The organism is Phenylobacterium sp., from assembly GCF_030697925.1.
GTDB lineage: Bacteria > Pseudomonadota > Alphaproteobacteria > Caulobacterales > Caulobacteraceae > Phenylobacterium.
The window spans coordinates 1-17,915 of record NZ_JAUYOJ010000236.1; the positions used below are offsets into that span (position 1 = coordinate 1).

General features: G+C 67.2%; 21 protein-coding genes and 2 pseudogenes. 8 read left to right on the forward strand and 15 right to left on the reverse strand.

What is annotated here, in order from left to right; all coding sequences use genetic code 11:
- From Q8Q88_RS23100 to Q8Q88_RS23115, 4 genes are all read right to left on the reverse strand, one after another.
- On the reverse strand, positions 1-557 hold a 557-nt coding region (locus tag Q8Q88_RS23100; protein WP_305677531.1), incomplete at its 3' end, for a sulfite exporter TauE/SafE family protein.
- 10 nt (positions 558-567) lie between these two features.
- A complete protein-coding gene (locus Q8Q88_RS23105; protein WP_305677532.1) occupies positions 568-1,413 on the reverse strand; it encodes an alpha/beta fold hydrolase in 846 nt (281 codons plus the stop codon).
- Between the two features lie 174 nt (positions 1,414-1,587).
- Positions 1,588-2,619 carry a zinc-binding dehydrogenase gene (locus Q8Q88_RS23110; RefSeq protein WP_305677533.1) on the reverse strand — a complete coding sequence of 344 codons (1,032 nt, stop codon included), beginning with the start codon at positions 2,617-2,619 and terminating at the stop codon, positions 1,588-1,590.
- An 11-nt stretch (positions 2,620-2,630) separates the two neighbouring features.
- Complete coding sequence (locus tag Q8Q88_RS23115) at positions 2,631-3,218, reverse strand: hypothetical protein (protein WP_305677534.1); 588 nt, start codon at positions 3,216-3,218, stop codon at positions 2,631-2,633.
- A gap of 121 nt (positions 3,219-3,339) precedes the next feature.
- On the opposite strand from Q8Q88_RS23115, the gene Q8Q88_RS23120 reads away from it, so the two are divergent.
- Both Q8Q88_RS23120 and Q8Q88_RS24875 read left to right on the forward strand, forming a co-directional pair.
- Positions 3,340-3,849, forward strand: coding sequence for an Rrf2 family transcriptional regulator (locus Q8Q88_RS23120; protein ID WP_305677535.1), 510 nt, complete (start codon positions 3,340-3,342; stop codon positions 3,847-3,849).
- 142 nt (positions 3,850-3,991) lie between these two features.
- Positions 3,992-4,336: a LysR family transcriptional regulator gene (locus tag Q8Q88_RS24875; RefSeq protein WP_371129901.1), complete on the forward strand. Its 345-nt coding sequence runs from the start codon at positions 3,992-3,994 to the stop codon at positions 4,334-4,336.
- A 47-nt stretch (positions 4,337-4,383) separates the two neighbouring features.
- Here Q8Q88_RS24875 and Q8Q88_RS23130 read toward each other — a convergent pair.
- The 7 genes and pseudogenes from Q8Q88_RS23130 to Q8Q88_RS23160 all read right to left on the reverse strand — a co-directional run.
- Positions 4,384-4,653 (reverse strand): annotated as a pseudogene (locus tag Q8Q88_RS23130) (Arm DNA-binding domain-containing protein); the annotation flags it as partial.
- A 698-nt stretch (positions 4,654-5,351) separates the two neighbouring features.
- Positions 5,352-5,546, reverse strand: a complete 195-nt coding sequence (locus Q8Q88_RS23135) for a hypothetical protein (RefSeq protein ID WP_305677536.1) — start codon at positions 5,544-5,546, stop codon at positions 5,352-5,354.
- A gap of 141 nt (positions 5,547-5,687) precedes the next feature.
- Positions 5,688-6,869, reverse strand: coding sequence for a hypothetical protein (locus tag Q8Q88_RS23140; protein WP_305677537.1), 1,182 nt, complete (start codon positions 6,867-6,869; stop codon positions 5,688-5,690).
- A 173-nt stretch (positions 6,870-7,042) separates the two neighbouring features.
- Positions 7,043-7,327: a hypothetical protein gene (locus tag Q8Q88_RS23145; protein ID WP_305677538.1), complete on the reverse strand. Its 285-nt coding sequence runs from the start codon at positions 7,325-7,327 to the stop codon at positions 7,043-7,045.
- A gap of 228 nt (positions 7,328-7,555) precedes the next feature.
- Entirely contained in the window at positions 7,556-8,254 is a 699-nt protein-coding gene (locus tag Q8Q88_RS23150) for a helix-turn-helix domain-containing protein (RefSeq protein WP_305677539.1), read from the reverse strand.
- 34 nt (positions 8,255-8,288) lie between these two features.
- The gene (locus Q8Q88_RS23155) at positions 8,289-8,723 is read right to left on the reverse strand and encodes a hypothetical protein (protein WP_305677540.1); all 435 of its coding nucleotides are present in this window, start codon (positions 8,721-8,723) and stop codon (positions 8,289-8,291) included.
- A gap of 12 nt (positions 8,724-8,735) precedes the next feature.
- Positions 8,736-9,149, reverse strand: a complete 414-nt coding sequence (locus Q8Q88_RS23160; protein ID WP_305677541.1) for a GFA family protein — start codon at positions 9,147-9,149, stop codon at positions 8,736-8,738.
- 110 nt (positions 9,150-9,259) lie between these two features.
- On the opposite strand from Q8Q88_RS23160, the gene Q8Q88_RS23165 reads away from it, so the two are divergent.
- Together Q8Q88_RS23165 and Q8Q88_RS23170 are read left to right on the forward strand one after the other, a co-directional pair.
- Positions 9,260-9,760 (forward strand): SRPBCC domain-containing protein, encoded by a 501-nt coding sequence (locus tag Q8Q88_RS23165; RefSeq protein WP_305677542.1) that lies wholly within the window; start codon positions 9,260-9,262, stop codon positions 9,758-9,760.
- A 190-nt stretch (positions 9,761-9,950) separates the two neighbouring features.
- Positions 9,951-10,163 carry a hypothetical protein gene (locus Q8Q88_RS23170; protein ID WP_305677543.1) on the forward strand — a complete coding sequence of 71 codons (213 nt, stop codon included), beginning with the start codon at positions 9,951-9,953 and terminating at the stop codon, positions 10,161-10,163.
- A 63-nt stretch (positions 10,164-10,226) separates the two neighbouring features.
- On the opposite strand, the gene Q8Q88_RS23175 is transcribed toward Q8Q88_RS23170, so the two are convergent.
- On the reverse strand, positions 10,227-10,613 hold the full coding sequence (locus Q8Q88_RS23175; RefSeq protein ID WP_305677544.1) for a response regulator: 387 nt from the start codon (positions 10,611-10,613) through the stop codon (positions 10,227-10,229).
- An 852-nt stretch (positions 10,614-11,465) separates the two neighbouring features.
- On the opposite strand from Q8Q88_RS23175, the gene Q8Q88_RS23180 reads away from it, so the two are divergent.
- The 4 genes from Q8Q88_RS23180 (at position 11,466) to Q8Q88_RS23195 (ending at position 16,732) form a co-directional block, all read left to right on the forward strand.
- Positions 11,466-13,442, forward strand: a complete 1,977-nt coding sequence (locus Q8Q88_RS23180) for a PAS domain-containing sensor histidine kinase (RefSeq protein WP_305677545.1) — start codon at positions 11,466-11,468, stop codon at positions 13,440-13,442.
- 72 nt (positions 13,443-13,514) lie between these two features.
- Positions 13,515-14,741, forward strand: coding sequence for a hypothetical protein (locus tag Q8Q88_RS23185; RefSeq protein ID WP_305677546.1), 1,227 nt, complete (start codon positions 13,515-13,517; stop codon positions 14,739-14,741).
- Between the two features lie 519 nt (positions 14,742-15,260).
- Complete coding sequence (locus Q8Q88_RS23190; protein ID WP_305677547.1) at positions 15,261-16,070, forward strand: AraC family transcriptional regulator; 810 nt, start codon at positions 15,261-15,263, stop codon at positions 16,068-16,070.
- A gap of 95 nt (positions 16,071-16,165) precedes the next feature.
- Positions 16,166-16,732 (forward strand): hypothetical protein, encoded by a 567-nt coding sequence (locus Q8Q88_RS23195; RefSeq protein WP_305677548.1) that lies wholly within the window; start codon positions 16,166-16,168, stop codon positions 16,730-16,732.
- A gap of 174 nt (positions 16,733-16,906) precedes the next feature.
- On the opposite strand, the gene Q8Q88_RS23200 is transcribed toward Q8Q88_RS23195, so the two are convergent.
- The 3 genes and pseudogenes from Q8Q88_RS23200 to Q8Q88_RS23210 all read right to left on the reverse strand — a co-directional run.
- On the reverse strand, positions 16,907-17,311 hold the full coding sequence (locus Q8Q88_RS23200; protein WP_305677549.1) for a response regulator: 405 nt from the start codon (positions 17,309-17,311) through the stop codon (positions 16,907-16,909).
- 78 nt (positions 17,312-17,389) lie between these two features.
- A pseudogene (locus tag Q8Q88_RS23205) lies at positions 17,390-17,596 on the reverse strand (ATP-binding protein); the annotation flags it as partial.
- Between the two features lie 21 nt (positions 17,597-17,617).
- A partial coding sequence (locus Q8Q88_RS23210; protein WP_371129900.1) for a sensor histidine kinase occupies positions 17,618-17,915 on the reverse strand: 298 nt, incomplete at its 5' end.

Here is a 17,915-nt window from a genome sequence, read left to right on the forward strand (position 1 = left end):
ACCATCAAGGTCCGGAGCGGTGTCAGGACGCGCAGGTCGGCGGTCGTGGCGAGACTCCAGACCGCCAGCATCATCAGCCCCACGGCGCCGCCGAAATAGCCGCCATAGACGCCAAGCATGAACTGAGCGGCGTACACCGACACACTGCCGAAATGCAGGCCGAGCCTGCGAAGCGTGAGGGCCGCGTGTTGGCCCGAGGCGAGGACGATCGCCGCCAGCAGCAACAGCCACGGGATGATCGTGGTGAAGGCGTGTTGGGGCGTGAAAAGCAGAAGCAGCGCACCGCCCAGCCCGCCAGCCAGGCTAAAAGCCACCAGGAGCCACGCCGCCGCGCCCTCGAGAGGCCGGACATCCTTCCGATAGGCCCAGGCGCTGGCGAGCGTGCCGGGGAAGAGGGCCACGGTGGTCGAGGCGTTGGCCACGGTCGGAGGAAGGCCCACCAGCGTCAGGACCGGCAGGGCGACAAAGGTGCCGCCGCCGGCGACGGCGTTCATGGCCCCGGCCAGGAGCCCAGCGCCGAACAGCGTGGCGGTTCCGGCCAGGGAATCGCCGATCATCGCACCGGGCTCATTTGGCCGCCTTGAGCAGATCCGTCACGGCGCTTTGGAACGCGGACTGATCCTCCAGATCGGGGAAGTGGCCGGCCTGCGCCAACAGACGCACCTCGGCCCTCGGCAGATAGACCTGCAGTCCCTTGGGATCCGAGCCCCGGTGGGTCCGATCGCCCTGGCCAAACAGGATCACCCCCGGGCAATCGACCCTAGGCACGTCCGGCGTGGCGTCGCCGAACCAGGTCTGGATCTGGGTGGCGAGCGCGTTGCAGCAACCGCAGTTGTGCGCCCAGCGGGCCGTATCCCGCCATGACGCTATATCGGTGCTGGGGCCAGCCGCTGCGCGATACCAGCCATCGATGGCGAGCCGCTCGCGCAGCTCGGGCTGGGACCAGGCCATCTGTCCGATGAGAGGCACGCGCAGCCATCCCTCGGGATCGATCGCACGGCGCACCCACTCGCGTTCGCTTGGAATGTCCGTCGCCTGGCTGGCCACTACGCCAAGCGTCTCCTTCGGCATCGCCGCGGCCACGCCGATCGCCACGTAGGCCAGCGTACAGGGGCCGGTCACGACCATGGCGCCGAGGTCGAGCCCCCTCAGTGCGTGAGCGATCGCGTCGACCGCGCCGGGATAGGTGAGCGCCTCGGGATGGTTCGCCCACGAAAAGCCGAAGCCCGGCATCTCGACGGCCACGACGGTCAGTTCGCCCGCCCAGAGCGCAAAGTAGGGGTCGTAATGCTCGATCGTATTCGGGGCATCCGGCATCAGGATCACTGCGGGCGCACCGGGCACGACCTGGACCCGCGCGCGTAGCCGGGCGTGCGGCGTATCGATGAAGTGGATATCGGGGCGCGACGCCATAGCCTCTGCTTCGGCGCGTCGAGGCCGATCGCCCGCGAACAGGGTTGTATTCAGCCAAGCCGCAATTGACACATTGTCCTCACTTGCCCGGATCTCGGGGCCTTGCTGCGGCCGGGCTGCGCTATCTCGTCGAGACGTTCGCGGCTTCCGGCGTTGGTGGGATGACTGTCGCGGCTATGCCTTCTGGCGTACGCTAGACAACATGCGGTCCGGCCAGGGGTCACCGTTGGGAAACAGGATCGTCTTTCCGGAGGTCTGGTCTCGCTGCAATTCATCATAGCGCGCGACGAGATCGGCTAGGCCGACGCGATGTTGCACCTGCGTGCCCTCGCCTTTGCGCAACAACGCCGCGGCCTTCTTCGCGACTCTGAGAACGGCCAGGGTGGATAGGCTTCCCAGCCAGACATTCACGTCAAATCCGGACAGCTTCTGGCGCCGGCCGACCAAGGTTTCGAACCCGTCGAAGCCCACGTCATCCCCTGACAACCGCCCAAAGACAACGACCTCCGACCCGTCGGGCAGCGCTGCCAAAAGCCTTCGTGTCATTTCGCCAGCGATGGCGTCGAAGGCGAGGGTTGCGCCCAGCCCGCGCGCCAACGTACCGAGCCGCACCTGGAAATCGTCGATGTCGCTGACGACGATATGTTCGCACCCGTTCCGTCGCAAAGCTTCAGCTTGCTCCTCGCGACGGACCACATTGATCATAGTGACGCCCCGCTGGCGTGCGGCACGGTTCAATAGCTTCCCGATTTCGCCGCCAGCGCCCGTGAGCACCACAGCCTTCGCTTTTGCGGAATTCGCCCGATCCAGCAGACCGAAGATGGTCGTGGCGTTTGCGAGCAGATTGACGCCGTCTGTGTCGGACAAATCGTTGGCTAGAGGCAGACAATACGAGACGGGCGCGATGGCGAACTGCGCCCAGACGCCCTCGCGATCCGGGCCGGGCGCGAAGACCACGCGCCTTCCTGCTACCAGCCGTCCCGCGAGGCCCGCCCTGCGTGCCTCCACGACGGTCCCAACGCCGACTAACCCCGGCGTGAACGGCGGATCACGGCGTCGAACATAGGCGCCAGCGATCTGCATGCGATCGGCGGGATTGACTGGCGAGCAGTGAACCCTGATCAGCACTTCCCCGCGGGCGGGGGCGGGGATTGGACGCTCGACAAATTCTAGGCGCCCGTTCTCAAGCGCCTGCACGGCCGCCATGGATCCTGTCATCATATTGTTCCTGCTGGCACATTAGAGGCGGCAATGTTGCCTGCCAGGTCGCCAATGCCGGCTCCGGAGACGAAGGCCCGATCTCCGGCGGCGGTGAGCACCCCTGGTCGCACCCGATCCTCAGATTCGATGGTGCTCAGGGTCGCCACCTCCACAGCCGCCGGCACGGCCGACAGGGAGTCATGGGCCACGGTTCTGGCGGAATCGCCGAGGAGCGGTGGATCGCGGGGTTCGTCCAAGGCCTCCACGATTGGCGCAATGCAGGCGGTCAACGCCACCAGGGGTTCGGAGTCTTTGCGGCGAACGATGTGGGACCCGGTGAGCCGCCGGACCTGATCCTCACGACGAGCAGACATTTTTCCTCGCCGCTGCCCCGCCTGAACCCGCACCCTTTCCGAGGCGTGCTGAAGAAAACCGCCCGCCAGAGCCGCAAAAAACTGCAGATCGCGCACCGATGAAATGACATCTATCATGCAACGAGTCGACATTTCATGCACGCGATCTTCGAACCAGTTGAAAAGGCTCCTATCGGCCAGCGCCCAAAGAGGGATGCCGGCGCGATTTGATAGGCGAGCCGATTTCTCCAAGCGGGCCGTACTGCGGAGAGGTCCCAGCGGCGCGGCGCCATCCCGCTCTCACCGGCTTGCGACGTCCATTTTATGGATATATATTATCCGGGTTGAGTCAATAGCCCCGCGGAGAGCTTGGATGAGGCGGCTGGGAGAGGGAGTAGAGCATGCGCTTCATTGCGTGATGGTGCTTGGCGCGCTGCCAGAGAGCGCCGTGATCCCCGCGAAGGCGTTGGCGGAGTTCCATGGGGTTTCGGAGAGCTATCTGCTCAAACACCTGAAGGCGCTTTCCGCCGCCGGCGTAGTGGTGTCGACGACCGGCAAAAAAGGGGGCTATCGGCTGGCGAGGCCGGCAGCAGAGACCACTTTCCTTGACGTGGTCGAGGCCGTTGATGGTCCAGGGCCGGCATTTCAATGCACCGAGATCCGCCAACGTGGTCCCGCGACCGTGAAGGATCCTTGCGCATACAAGGCCCCGTGCCTCGTCCATCGACGCATGCTGCAGGCCGAACGAGCTTGGCGCGACGCTCTGAGGTCGCAGACCGTCGCGGGCCTCATCGCGGGCTTCAACGACGAAATGGACCCGCGCAACTTGATCGCCGGCACAGAGTGGCTGAAGCCGAAAATCCGAAACTCGAGACCCTCCTGATGGCCTGACGCAGTTCCTACGACGCCCTGTGGAAGTGCGGAGCAAATGTTCAACATCCCAAGTTCCCGCCCCTCGGACCTGCGCCTTCGGCAAACGCCGAGTCGTCGCTGATATCCCGCAAGGCAGCTTTGGTCGACGAGCCGTGGAACTCCGCCATCTTCGCTACTTCCTAGCCGTCGCAGAGGAACTCCATTTCGCCCGCGCTGCTGCTCGGCTTGGTATTGAGCAATCGCCGCTAAGTCGCCAGATCCGGGATCTTGAGATGGATCTTAGAGTGCGCCTCTTCGACCGCACCCGACGCGCAACGTCCTTGACCAAGGCTGGCGAGCGATTCCTGGTCGATGCTCGCTGGATACTGAATGATGTTGATGGCTCCGCCCGCGCCGCCCGCGCGTTCGAAAACGGCGGCCAGCCCGTACGCCTCGGACTAGCAGAATGGGTTGCGCCGCGGCCGGCGATCAGGCCCTGCTCGGCCGCCTCGATATAGAGGTCGCAGAGTTCGCCAACGGTGACGGCGTCGCGCGCCTCCTGGCGGATGGCGGCCGGGTCGTCGCCCTCGATCACGGCGGCCAGCTCCAGGCGGGCGAGCTCGGGGGCGCGTTCAACGGTGAGGGGTCCGAAGGCGCCCAGGCCGAGCAGGCGCTGGCGACCGCCGCGCGTGCGGTACTTGAGCCCGAACCGCTTGCGGCCGGTCGGGAAGACCCGCACGCCGAAACCACGGATCTCGGTGTCCCAGCACACCGCGCCGCTCGGCTTGGTGGCGGGAGGCAGTGCGTCCACAAGGCGTTTGGTGAGCTTCGGCATGCGGCTGCGGGCGGCTGAATCTGCGACCACAATGCGACCAGCAGGAAGAGAACCGCAACCCAGCCCAGCGAACTCGGGCGTAGGTAAGTTTATGAAATCTATAAGCTAATCGAAGCGTGTCGTGCTCGGTCGAAGCCCAGAAAACGGCTCGGACCCGCTCCGAAGGCAAAGGTCACACGTTCGAATCGTGTCGGGTGCGCCAATTTCTATAATGATTTCAAGTCTGCCCGAAGGCGCCGAGCCCGCCGGGAGAGGCTGGCCTGCGACACTGCAACCAAATAGCTACCGCGCAGCCGCCCACCGCCTGGTCGATGGCGTAGGCTTCGTTGCAGAATAAATCGAAGCCGCCGCTAATCGACCACGACGAAGTATGGCGCTCTCGCGGTTCCCGAGGGCGCGGTGGAGCTGGCCTGGAGCCTCCAAGGCGGCAGGTTCATTCTGGAATGGCGCGAGCGTGGCGGCCCCGTCGTTCCGCCTCCGACCAGGAGCTGTTTCCGTCGGCGGCTCCCCACCGCCGGCCTTCCGCGCCAGCTCGACGCAGAGGCTAGCCTGAACTTCGATCGCTCCGGCGTTGCTTACGTGCTCGCCGCCCCGGCGACAGCGCTGGAGAGTTGATCGGACGCCGCGCCTCGGGACGTGGCGCGATGGCTAAGCTGCGTCCCGATGGGCCGACCGGGTCCATCTCCGGTGCTGCTTCGTTATTCAATTCCGCTCCAGCGAAAGACGACGCTGCCGTCCTCCGCCAACACGCACACCGCGCGAACCTCGTCGTCAGCCCGCATCCGGAACATTGTCTTGGCCCGCTCGATGATGTGCGGCCGCTGGCCCTGGAGCGTGCTGCTGCTGATCACCACGTTTACTCCGCGCCCGAGCAGATTGATCGTGTACATCATGGCGCCATCATAGGCCGCTGCCGGGAGCTCGCGACCCGTTTCAGCGCGGTGAATCGATCGCCAGGAACTCGTACCCGTCCCTTCACTCTGCAAGCCGTCGATCACGAGCCGGCTATGGCGGCTGCGAAGGACGTTCGTCGGTCAGGCAGCTTCCCTGATGGGCAGATCGCCTCGTTGGATCAGGCGTCCGCCGAGGGGAAGGAGCTGCGGCCTGCATACGGCCGGCCCGCTCATGAACGGCACGCCGAGGGCGGCGCAGGCCGCCAGTTCCTCGCCGTCGCGCACGTTCGTCACCGAGGCCCAGATGCGTCGCTGCTTGTAGTGGCTGCGGTGGCTCGCGAACTGTCGAAGCGCCGCCATGCGGCCGCGACGATCGGTCGTCGGCAGCGCGAAGCTCACGCCCGCCACGGCATGCACGCCGAGCTTCTCCACCTCGAACGCGGGATCGTCGACACGAAGATCGATGGTCTGGAAGTGCCGGCCCAGCGTGTCGCGGATCTGGGTCATGGCGCCGAAGCCGGGATCACGGGGCACGCCATAGATCACAGCGCCGAGGTGGTTCCTGCTGTCCGCAGGCAAGGCGGAGAGGCGCTTGACGCACGCCGCGCGCAGGGAAGGACGGACGAGGTTGTCGTAGGCGACGGGCACGTAGAGGATTGCCTTGATCGGAGCCTTGGCGAGACATTCGAGCGCCGCCTCGACGCAGGTCTCGTCGAAGGCCGCGGGATCGCTCGGCAACTGCTCGAAGCCTTCTACGATCGACGCCCGCCGCCCACGGTTTTCAGCGTGCGCCGACACGACGTCGCCGATGAACACGTCCTTCAGGCTGAAGTAGACGCCGTGAAAGCGAACCTCGAGCGACGGCTCAGGCGCGTGCGTCGGCGGGTCGCTGGCCGCACTCTCCGCGGCCTCCATGACAGGCGCTTTCGCGGATATCCGGCTCAGCCGGCCGCCGGCGGGCAGTAGCGCCTCGTTCCTCAGCGCAGCCGCAAGAGCCTCCTTGTCGAGCGCCGCGAAGCCCCGCGCCGCCGCCTCGGGGCCTTCGAACACCAGGAGCGTGACCTCGCCGGTCGCGCTTTGCCCGAACAGCCTCGTTTGGAGATCGTCGGAAAGCCGAGCGAGCTCGCGCAGGTCGAGTTGGTCGGCGCGCGGGTCCGTCAGCAGGAAGGAGTAGTGGCTGAGGGGGCTGAACTCGCGCGGCCAGCACCACCGCGTCTCGAGATAGGCGCCAGCGAGTTTCTCGACCAGCGGGCCGACCACCGCCTCCCGCAGACCTGTGGCGCCCGTTTCAAGCACCACGCGCAGGCACGCGATCGCCGTCATCGCGCAGTCTCGCTGTTGATAGCGTTAAGCTCGGGCGCGCGCCTGAGGGCTGTACTTCCGGACATGGCGCCATAGTGCTCGATACGAAAAGACTGCGCTCGCCCGGTCATGTTCGCTCCCGGACGCAGTACTACCGCAGCTTTTGTTAGCGCATGTTGAACTGGGTGGGCTTCTCACCGGAGGCGCCTTGCCGGCGCGTTCATCCTGGGGCCAGGCAGATTTCCGCGTGGAATGCGCGGCGGCCAGGCCCATTCCTTCCATTGTCCCTGTTCGTCGCGCACCAGAAGTTCGCACGCCTTGCCCTTCGCCTCGCGTGCGTTGGCGGCGCGCCGTACCTGCGCGAGCGCCTCGTCGAAGGTGCGTGCCCCCCCAATCTGATAGGCGTCGCTCGGCACGACCCAGCTCGTCCTCCGCCAGGCGATCGTGAAGTGCAGCATGTTGGGCGTGAGGGCCGGCATGGTCGCCTCGCGGGCATATCCGACGGAGGTCCGTCGGGGAACGCATAACGAGCGACCTGCCGTAGCGGATCGCTGCCGCGGTTCAAGCATACCGCCGCCGCACGCTTCACGGCCCGCCAGAAGGCTCTGCACCTCGAGCGCCAGAGGCCGGCAGCCACCGTCGCCACCTCTTGGAGCCGACCAGGCCCACCCAGGCGATCACCCCTCCGGTATTGGACGGCCACCGCGTCAGCCGCTTCGGCGGGCGGCGGGGCCGGATGCATCAGAGGAAAGCTGGCGCCGCTCGCTCAGGTCGAAGAAGTCCGGCAGCCGGCGCGCGACCGCCGTCGATCCGGTCACGGTCGCGCGGCCTTCCTCGACCGCCGCGTCCAGTCCAAGCTCGGTGGAGAGCACCCGCAGCAGGACATCGAAGGTGGTGTCCAACTCCGCCTCCGCGGCTTCGTCGCTGCGGGCGAGCCGGGCTCCTTCCGCCCCGCCTTCGAGAAGGAAGCGGCCCGACGCGCCCTTGTGACCGATCCGAAGGCCGATGCGGCGCGGCGGTGTGGGCGTCGTCCGCAGGATGGCCTCCAGGCCCAGCAGCACCCACTCGGGCTCGAAGTGGTCGTCCGGGCGCATTGGGAACAGGAAGCGCCCGCCCCAGCGGACCAGCTCGCGGATCGCCGGCTGCAGCTCCCGCCCGAGCTCGGTCAGTTCATAGGCCTGGACGTTGAACGGCAGACTCGCGCGACGGACGATCCCATGCTCGGCGAGGTTGGCGAGCCGCGCGGTCAGGATCGTCGGGCTGATCCCGTCCAGGCGCTCGGCCAGGTCGCTGAAGCGCTTGGGGCCGAGCAGGAGCTCGCGCACGATCAGCAGCGTCCACCGCTCGCCGACGATCTCGGCGGCGCGGGCCAGCGCGCAGAACTGGGCGTAACGAGGACCGCTCATGAGACCGGCCCTTGGCAGAGGTGGCGGCGGCGCGTCAACGCCGGTGGGCGAGCGCGATCAATGGCCCGACGACCACGAACTGCAGCACGGTGAAGCTGGACTCCAGGGCGACGAAGTCGCCCACGGACGTCATCGGGTGCTTGGCCGCTACGGCGAGGGTCGTGAAGGACCACGAAAGGACCGCCAGCCATGCGCCATAGGCGAGGCCCCGCCGAAGCCATGACCCCGCCTGCTGCGGGAACACGCGCGGGTAGAGGAACGAGAAGACCGCGCCCTGGATCAGCATGGAGATGAGACCGAACGGCACGATGACCTGCGGCCGATAGATCTCCAGGGCGTCGTAGGCCGGCGCGAAGGCGACGAGGTGCCAGACGTAGGCGATGGGGAAGCTCGGCAGGACATAGGCGGCGAGACCCAGCCAGAAGCCCCGACCCGCGACGCCGCCTGCGGCGGCTTGCTGAATGGTCATCCGCGCGCCTCCTCAGCTCATCGGCGGCATCTGGGGGAAGGCGGGCAGATGGTCCGGCGGCGCGTCCCAGCTCGGCGCCCGGGACGCATAGACCGACATCTGCGGCGCGAAGGCCTCGGGATCGTCCAACGCCGATGGCCGCAGGAAGACCATTCCCGGCATCATCCCGTTGCGGCCGAAGACGCCGACGCCGCACGTCGGGCAGAAGGCGCGGGCCACCTCGTTCCCGCTGTCCGCCCGGGACACGAACCACTGCGGCTCTCGGCTGGTCGAAAGCGCGTCGGCGGCCACCGGCCCCATCCAGCCGGCATGGCCCGCCCCGCCGAGCTTCCGGCAATCGGCGCAGTAGCACCTGATTTGGAACTGCGGATCCGCCTCGCACTCGAAACGCACCTCGCCGCAAAGGCATCCGCCTGATATCCGCATGCTGCCCTCCTTGGTCCTACAATTTTTGTAGTACACACTCCTCGTTCCGTTGTAAACAGCGCAAGGGCCGCGTCTGCCGACGGCGGCCCGGGCGGATGAAAGGGACGCGGATGAGCGACTTGCCGACCTATGTGCTGGAGCGGGATTTCGACGCATCGCGGGAGGCGCTGTGGCGGGCCTGGACCGATCCGCAGCTGCTGGCGCGCTGGTACGGTCCGGGGGCCGAGACCGTCGTCCACGGCCTGGACCTGAAGCCCGGCGGGCTCTGGCGCCTGGAGATGCGATGGGGTGAGACCTCCCATCGCCAGCGGATCGAGTATGTCGAGGTGTCGGCGCCGGCGCGGCTGGTCTGGCTGCACGCCAACGCCGACGCGGATTGGAACATCATCCCGTCGCCAATGATGGCCGACTGGCCGCGCGTGCTGCTGACCACGGTGACATTCGAGGCGGCCGGCGATCGGACCCGGCTGCGCCTGACCTGGGTTCCGCACGAGGCCACCGACGCGGAGGTCGCCGCCTTCGCCAGCGCGTTGGAGGGCGTCGGCAGGGGCTGGGAAGCCGGTATGGACCTGCTGGCCCAGATTCTGGCGCAGGCGCGGACGCCGGCCTGATTGGAACGACGCGACCGGATGGTCAATGCGTCGAGCCGCCGGCGTTCCTCCGACCACCTCGCGACGCGTGTCATGCGATCGGCCGGGAGCGCGTCGCCACCACTTGGGCCGCGGTAGCCCGATTTCAATGACTTTGGTGGTAGTGCGCAGGATGGTGCGCGCCGAAGCCCGGCCGCATCGGAGGTTGGGCATGGATGAAGCCGTAGCCTATTTCCTGGACCTTCGCCTGCGCGTCCGGCGCCAGCCGGAAGCTCGTGCGATTGTTGATCGCTGCCTGGAAATACTCGCCCGCGCCGCCGACGCCGACGCCGCGACCCTCCTGGTCCTGGATCGCCAGCTTGAGGCCCTGAGAGCGGATCTGGAGCGTCGTTTCGGGGCGCCGAAGGCGCTGCTCCGCCACTGAGCACCGGTTGGCGCCGAGAGCCACTGGGCGGTCGGAACGCACGCGGACCGCGCGGCTCGCGCGTCACCCGCCATCGGCCGGGTCATCGCCCCGAGGTTTCTGCGCGGCAATCGTCTTCAGGAGGTCGTCAGCCACAAAGGGCTTCCGAAGGAATTCACTCGCCGGCACGCCGAAAGCGTCGAGAGACGAACCCAGGGTTTCGCCGCTCATGTAGATGACGAGGAGGTCGGGGATCACTTGACGGGCGAAACGGGCGACGTCGAAGCCCGTCGTGCCGTGTCGCAGATTGATGTCCACGATGAGCGCCCGAAAGGTCGGAAGCGTCGGGATGAGTGCATAGGCCGCGCGGTCGGTTTGGGCGCAGGCCGCTTCGAACCCTTCGGCGCCAAGGATGTCGCTAAGCACGTCGCAGATCGCCGGATCGTCATCGACAATCAGGACGCGCCCCATTTGCCCGTACCCCGCCCCGATCACTCGAGCACTCCACACCGCAACGCCTGCCCGAATGTCGGGTTCCCGACGGTTGGAGCGCCGCGGCTCTAGGGGCTGTCTCGGCGCGCGACAATGACCTTCGCGCCTGGCGTGAGGGCAATTCGCCTGTGAGCCGAGTGATCGAGGCAAGCGTTGGCAGAGCCGTTGGCGACAAGTCGCTGCGGCTTCATCTTGAGACCGTAGTCTTAGACGCTGTCGTGCGGGATGGCCGCCTGGGGAGTCTCCGCAGCCACCGAAGCGCTCGCATGAGGCCAGCGTGGGGCGATCGGAGCCTAGCCTCGCAGAACCGGCGTGATCCTATCAGGACAGCTCGGTATGCTCGATCGCCCGCCGGAGCGCAGAGGGGCCCACCGGCTTCGGCGCCAACGGGCGTCAGGATGGATGGAGCGGATGCGGTCCTTGATCGCGCCCCGCCATACGCCGTCACGAACACGATCCTGACGCCGACCCCGTCGCGCGAGGCGTGCGGCTTCAATGCCATCCATCTCGCCCATGAGGCCCACGTCCAGAGGATGAGATCGGGTGAGATGGAGGCGTCGGCGAGAGGACGGGCCGGCGACGCAGGGCCACGTGCTGATGTCCGCAGCCGCCTGAAAGGGTTGCCCGCCGCTCGCCGCCGGCAAGGCAGGCGGACAAGATCCAGGAACGCCGCGTACGCGGCGCGGAGAGAGATATCGAGGTCCAAGACCGCGTGTGCCGAATCGTCGCGGGTACCTGAGATTGCAATCTTGTTAACCGCAAAAGCTTAGACGTCGCGTGGGCATATATGTGCGCGCCGAGTCGTCGCCAATTTGGCGAAATGGAGGGAAAATGAACTCGGCGAGGACGACGTTGGATCAAGCAATTATTGAGAATGACGCCTCCTATTTCTCATGCGTTGTTGAAAGCAGTCCAGATTGCGTCCGCATTCTGGATCTGTGCGGTCGCGTCGAGTTCATGAACGAGCGCGGCCAGCGTCTCTTCGAGATCGAGGACTTCGCCGCCAACCGTGGCGGCTACTGGCCCGACCTCTGGCCGCAAGCCGCGCGCGCCGCCGTCGAGGCGGCGGTGGAAGCGGCTCGCGGCGGGGAGACTCACCGCTTCCGCGCCTATTGCCCAACCGCCACCGGATTCCCGCGATGGTGGGACACCGTCGTCAGCCCGGTCTACGACAAGGGCTGCGCGGCGCCCGTCAGGTTGCTGGCGACGTCTCGCGACGTGACAGCCGAACTCGACCTTCGAGCCTGCCTGGACTCGATCGTCGAGTCCGTGCCGGTCGCGCTGATGGTCAAGGACGCTGCCGACGGGCGTCTGCTGCTGATCAACCGCGCGGCCGAGGATCTGGTTGGACGGCCGCGGGCGGAGATGGTCGGCAAGACGGAGTTCGAGTGCTTTCCGGCGGAGTTCGTCGAGCGCTGGCGCCGAAGCGATGTCGAAGCGATCACGACGGGGCGCACGCACGTCGAGGAGGAGACCATCACCCTCGATTCTGGCGAGCGCCATTTCTACCGGTCGATGAAGGTGGCCACACCGGCCAACGAGGGGCCCCAGCGGGTGATTGTGGTCTGTGAAGATATCACAAGCCAGGTGGCGGCGGCCGATGCGTTACGATCGGCTCTCGAGGTTTCGAAAGACGCCAGCCGGCTCAAGAGCGAGTTCCTGGCCAACATGAGCCACGAGATCCGCACGCCGCTGAACGGCGTGCTGGCGGTCGCCGATCTGCTGGCTCGGACGACGCTGGACGCCGAACAGCGGGAGATGGTGGGCCTCGTGCAGCGCTCGGGGGGCGCGCTGCAGCGGCTTCTGAACGACGTCCTGGATCTCGCACGTCTCGATGCGGGGCGCCTCGAGCTCGAGGCGCGAGCGTTCGACGTGACCGCGCTCGCGGCCGCCGCCGGCGACCGGGCCGCGCGAGCTGCGGCTGCGAAGGGCCTGGCGTTTGAGTTGAACATTCAGGCGCCGTCCTGGATCGTCGGGGGCGATCCCGTGCGGTTGACCCAGATCCTCGACCACATCCTCTCCAACGCCGTGAGGTTCACGAAGGCGGGCCACGTGCGCCTTTCGGTGTCGGGACACCGAGAGGGGGGCGTCGCCCGGATGCGTTTTGAGGTCCGCGATACCGGCCCGGGTTTCGACGAAAGCCAGAAGGACAGGCTGTTCCGGCGCTTCGAGCAGGCCGACGGCTCCCTGTCGCGCGCCCATCAGGGCTCCGGCCTGGGGTTGCCGCTCTCATCGGCGCTGGCGCAGCTGATGGGCGGCGTCCTCGACGCAACGTCGCGTCCTGGCGAGGGCTCACTCTTCACGCTCGAGTTGCCGTTGGACCTTTGCGAGGGCGAACGCACGCCAGACAGGCGCGACGATGAGGGATGTACTGCGGAAGGATCGGGGGCGACTTCGCTTCGGGTGCTGCTCGCCGAGGACCACCCGATCAACCAGCGTGTGGTCCAGCTGATGCTCGCGCCCGCCGATGTGGACCTCACCTGTGTCGACAACGGCCAAGAGGCCGTGGAGACGCTCGAGCGGCAGGACTTCGACCTGGTTCTGATGGACATGCAGATGCCGGTGATGGATGGCCTGACCGCGACGCGCCTGATCCGCGAGCGCGAGCGGCGAACCGGCGCCCGGCGCACGCCCATAATTTCGGTGACCGCCAACATCCTGCCGGAGCACGTCCGGGCCAGCCGGGAGGCTGGCGCGGACTTGCACCTCCCCAAGCCCCTGAGCGTGGCGGGATTGTTTCAGGCGATCGAAGCGGTGCTCACCTCCACGGTCGAAGTCGGCGCCGATCAGGCCTGTCGCGTGGCTTGAAGCGCAATGGGGCGGTGATGGGAGACCCCATTTGCCGCGAATAGTTCTGGTTTCTGAGTAGGAGGACTGTCCGTGACGGCGCTGGCCTGTCTGAGAGTCGTTGTCGAACCTCAACACACCGGCCTTTCGCCGGCCGTGCTCGGGGCGGTCGTGCTCAAGTTCGCCTCGGCCTATCTCGATAGCCGCTGGTGCTGGCCGCGTCTGTTCTCACCGCTGACGAACTATTCGTTCCTGCTGACCGATCCGCGCGCCGACGAAATGGACGTGCAGGAGCTCAGCCGCATGTCCGACGAGCTTCAGACCAAGCTGTTCGGGACGGCGGCGTCGGGCGAGGTCACCTTGCTGCTGTTCGAGGGGCCGGTCGACGCGGTCAGCGCTTTCGCGGCGCTCGAAAACGCCGTCGCCGTGCGGGCATTGAATGAGCCGGCTCTGTTGCCTGCGGGGGGGCGCTTGAGCCAGATCCTTGGCAGCGATGCGGCCTCCGAAACCGAGAGGGACGCGAACGTTCGCAGCGGCCCGAATGGGCCGCCCCGCCAGGCCGTCGTAGGAGACGGCCCCACGCCCGAACGGCTGCACGGTGTCTACTTCATCCCACAAGGGGTGTTCATCGGCGACGTGATCGCTCTCAGCCATGGCCGCGCCTACTCGACCATTGCCGAAGGCCCCGACCGCGTGCCGCCGGACCGCGAGAGATTTGACGGCGACTGCATGGCCGCGGCAGGGCGGTTGCTGGCCGATCCGCGGGTCACGGGCGCGCTGTACGTTCCGATCTCCTACGACCGGGTCGTGCGGCCAAGCGTGCTCGCGAACTATGAAGGCCTGCTATCGGCGCTGCCCGAAGATCGTAAGCCGCAACTGACGGCCGCCGTATACGATGTGCCGAGGGATCCTGGGTTCGGCGCCCTGAAGCAGTTGAACGCGACGCTCGGAAAGTACTTTTCGACCATGACCTTGCGAATCGAAGATCCCGATTTCGAGATCGAAAAGCTGGCGACCCGCGCCGTGATGGGCGTTTCCCTCGCGCTGCCGGCGCGGGAGCCGCGTGTGCGGATGTCCATCCTGCGGCAGTTCGCGAGCCACCGGCGCCACTATAACCGCAAGCAGATCCGGGTGTCGGTCGCCAACGTCCGCACCGCCAAGGAGCTCGAGGCCTGCGCCGCGCTGGGCATTCCCTTGGTTTGCGGACCTGCAATAAGCGGAATGCGGGCTGAACCCTTTGGCGGCCTCCGGATCCCGATCCCGGCGCTGCCTGCGGGCGAGGTTCAATCTTCCGGGGAAAGGGCGGCTTCGCGCGCTTGACGGCGGACGCGCCGACGCTCCCCGACTGGCGCGCCGCCCATTGGGCCCGTCCGCAGTTGTTTGCGGCCTTCGAACAGATCACACGGCTGAGCAGACCGTTGCGGCAAGGCGGCCGAACTCTCTCCGACCTTGCTTCAGAGCGTGTGCAAATTAGGGTTCCGCCTCTGGACTCAGCGGCGGCGACGGGCGTCCGCCAAGCGGACCCACGCCCAGACGCCGACGAGCGTCACCAGCATCGGGGACCCCATGACCACGGCCTGGAAGAGGACGGTCGCCATCGACCAAACGCTACCGGGCTGGGGTATCGGAAACTCTAAGTTGTCGCATACGAAGCGGTTGCGCGACGATCCGCCTCAAAATTGAAAACAGACGGTCATCGCCGGGTGTCGGTGGACTTCCGAACCCAAGCCCGCCCGCGACCCGTCTGCGGTGACGCGTATCTCAGCTCACCAGCCCCCTAGCGGGGCGACGTCGTCTCAGACATCCTTCCGCCCTCCACACGCGGGGCGCGTCCCGGCCATGAGCGTCGCCTTCATGCAATACGAGTTCCGGGCGCCCGCCCTGCGGGCCCTGGTCCGGCCAGCGTGGGGCCAGGCCTACGGGGACGGCGTGAACCAGCTGCCGGGCCTGATCGCGCCGGATGCGCACCTTGAGTTCGTGTTCCAGACCGGCGCGCCGTGCGCGCTGTCGACGGCCGGCCAGGAACGCGCGAGCCCACCCGCGATGGTTTTCGGCCTGCGCCATGGCGCGCTTCGCCTGGCGCCGCGCGGCGCCAACCGCATGATCGCCTTCCGGCTCCCCCCGGTGCTCGCGGCGGTGGTGCTCGGCGTCGGGATCAGCGCGTGCTGGGACGAGCCTGTGCCGCTCGCCGATCTGATCGGACCAGCGGCCGACGACTTGCTCGACGAAATCTCGGCGGGGTCGTTCGATCAGGCCTGCTCCACTCTGGAGGCCTGGTTGCTCGGCCGGTTGCAGGGGTGGGACGCGGATCACGCGCGCCAGATGTGGCTGCAGCGGGCGCTGCTGTGGCGCTGGACCGATCAGCCGGTCTCGGCCCTGGCGGACGAGCTGGGCTTCACCAGCCGCACGCTGCGCCGCCACTGCGAACGTCATGCAGGTCTGTCTCCGAAGCAGATCGTGATGTCGGGCCGGATCCTGCGCAGCTGCGATCTGCTGCTCGGCCCGCGCAAGGCGCCGCTGGCCGAGATCGCCGGGGTCTTGGGATTCACCGACCAATCCGCGTTCACCAGCGCCTTCCGCCGTTACATGGGGATGACCCCGGCCCAGCTTCGGCGGGAGCCGCTGGTCCACTACGAGAGATCGCCCTGACGGGATGTCCGCATCTTGCAAGACGGACGGGTCAGGATTGCCTAGGTCTGCAGGGTCTAGGAGGCGCAATGCGAACGAACCCTCACGCGCTGGCGATGCTCGTGCTGATGATGCTGGCGCCGCCGAGTCTGGCTCAGGAACGCCCTGCCGAGCCGCTGTCGGCCGTGGAGTGGCTGATCGGCGGCTGGACGGGCGTCGGCGAAGGCCAGCCCGGCGTGTCGGCCGCCGTGCGATGTGCGCGCCGCGTCCAGGGCGGGCGGTTCCTCATGGTCGAGGGGCGCTCCGTCTATCCCAAGCAGGAGGCCAACAAGGCCGGAGAGGTGCACACGAGCGTCGATTTCTGGAGCTATGACATGGCTCGCAAGCGCCTCGTCCTGCGGCAGTTCGACAGCCTGGGCTTTGTCTCGACCTACGTGCAGGACCTTCGCGCGAGCACGCCGCGGCGCTTCGTGCTGGTTTCGGAAGCGCTCGAGAATGTGCCGCCCGGCTGGAAGGCGCGTTACACGTACGAGGTCCTCGGACCCGACGAATACCACGAGCTTTTCGAGCTCGACGTCGATGGCAAGGGGCTCAAGACCTACGTCCGCGGTTGGTTCGCGGCCGACCGCACGGGCCCGCTCGGACTGGCCGCGGCTCCGTGCGGAGCGAGCGGCGCACCCTAGACTTTAGCGAGCAGGCCGGTTCCTGCGCAGGCAAACACGGTGCTCGAACTCCTATCGAGGCCGTGGCGGCCCGCCGCGACGTCAGCGAGGAGGCTGAGCGCGGCGTTCGCAGCGCGCCCGGGGCGCTGGCCGTAGGCGACGGTGAACCTTCCAAGGCTAGGGTCGCCTCGCACGCTAGGCCGTTCGCTGGTCCCGATGGTCCTCGGGGCTGGCCGCCAGCACCTGTTCCATGACGGCGAACAGACGGGCGGCCTCGATGGGTTTGGGCACGTGATCGTCCATGCCCGCCTGCAGATATTCCGCCACCTGGTGGGCCATGACATTGGCGGTCAGCGCCACGATGGGCGTGCGTGGCCGCCCTTCGGCTGCCTCGTGGGCGCGGATGCGCTGGGTGGCCGTCACCCCGTCCAGCTCCGGCATATGGACGTCCATCAGGATGATGTCCCAGGGCTCGCGCGCCCAGGCGTCGACCGCCAGGGCGCCGTTCTCTACGACGAACGGCTCTATCCCGACCTGCGCCAGGAGCGTGATCAGGACGATGCGGTTCACCTTGTTGTCTTCCGCGGCTAGAACTCTCATCGGTTTGAAGGCCTCTGGCGCAGCCGCCGGCGTGATGGGGGACGCGGGGACCTCGTCGCAGACGCGCGGCAGCGGCACGATGGCGGCGAACCTGGATCCCTGACCGACCTGGCTGGCAACCTCCATGCGGCCGCCCATCAGCTCCACCAGCTGGCGACAGATGGAGAGCCCCAGACCGGAGCCGCCGTAGCGACGCGTGGTCGAGGCGTCGACCTGGGCGAACGCGTCGAAGAGCGCGCCGAGCTTGTCCCCCGCGATGCCGATGCCGGTGTCGGTCAGCTCTAGACGAAGCGCGCGGTCGGCGAGCTAAGGGCCGACCGCGATCCCGCCGTCGTCGGTGAACTTCAGGGCGTTGGCCAGCAGGTTGTAGAGGACCTGCCGCAGCCGCATCGGGTCGCCGCGATAGCCCCCGCGGGCCTGTTCCACCTCGATCGATAAGGACAGCCCCTTGCCCTGCGCGAGGGCGGCGAAGGCGGAGCAGACCCCGTCCACCACGTCGGAGCCGCGACTGTGGATCGCGGCGAGTTCGAGTGTTGCGGCCTCGCGGTTGGAGAGGTCGCGCGCGTCGGTGAGGAGGTCAAGCAGCGCCGGGCCGGTCGGGCGG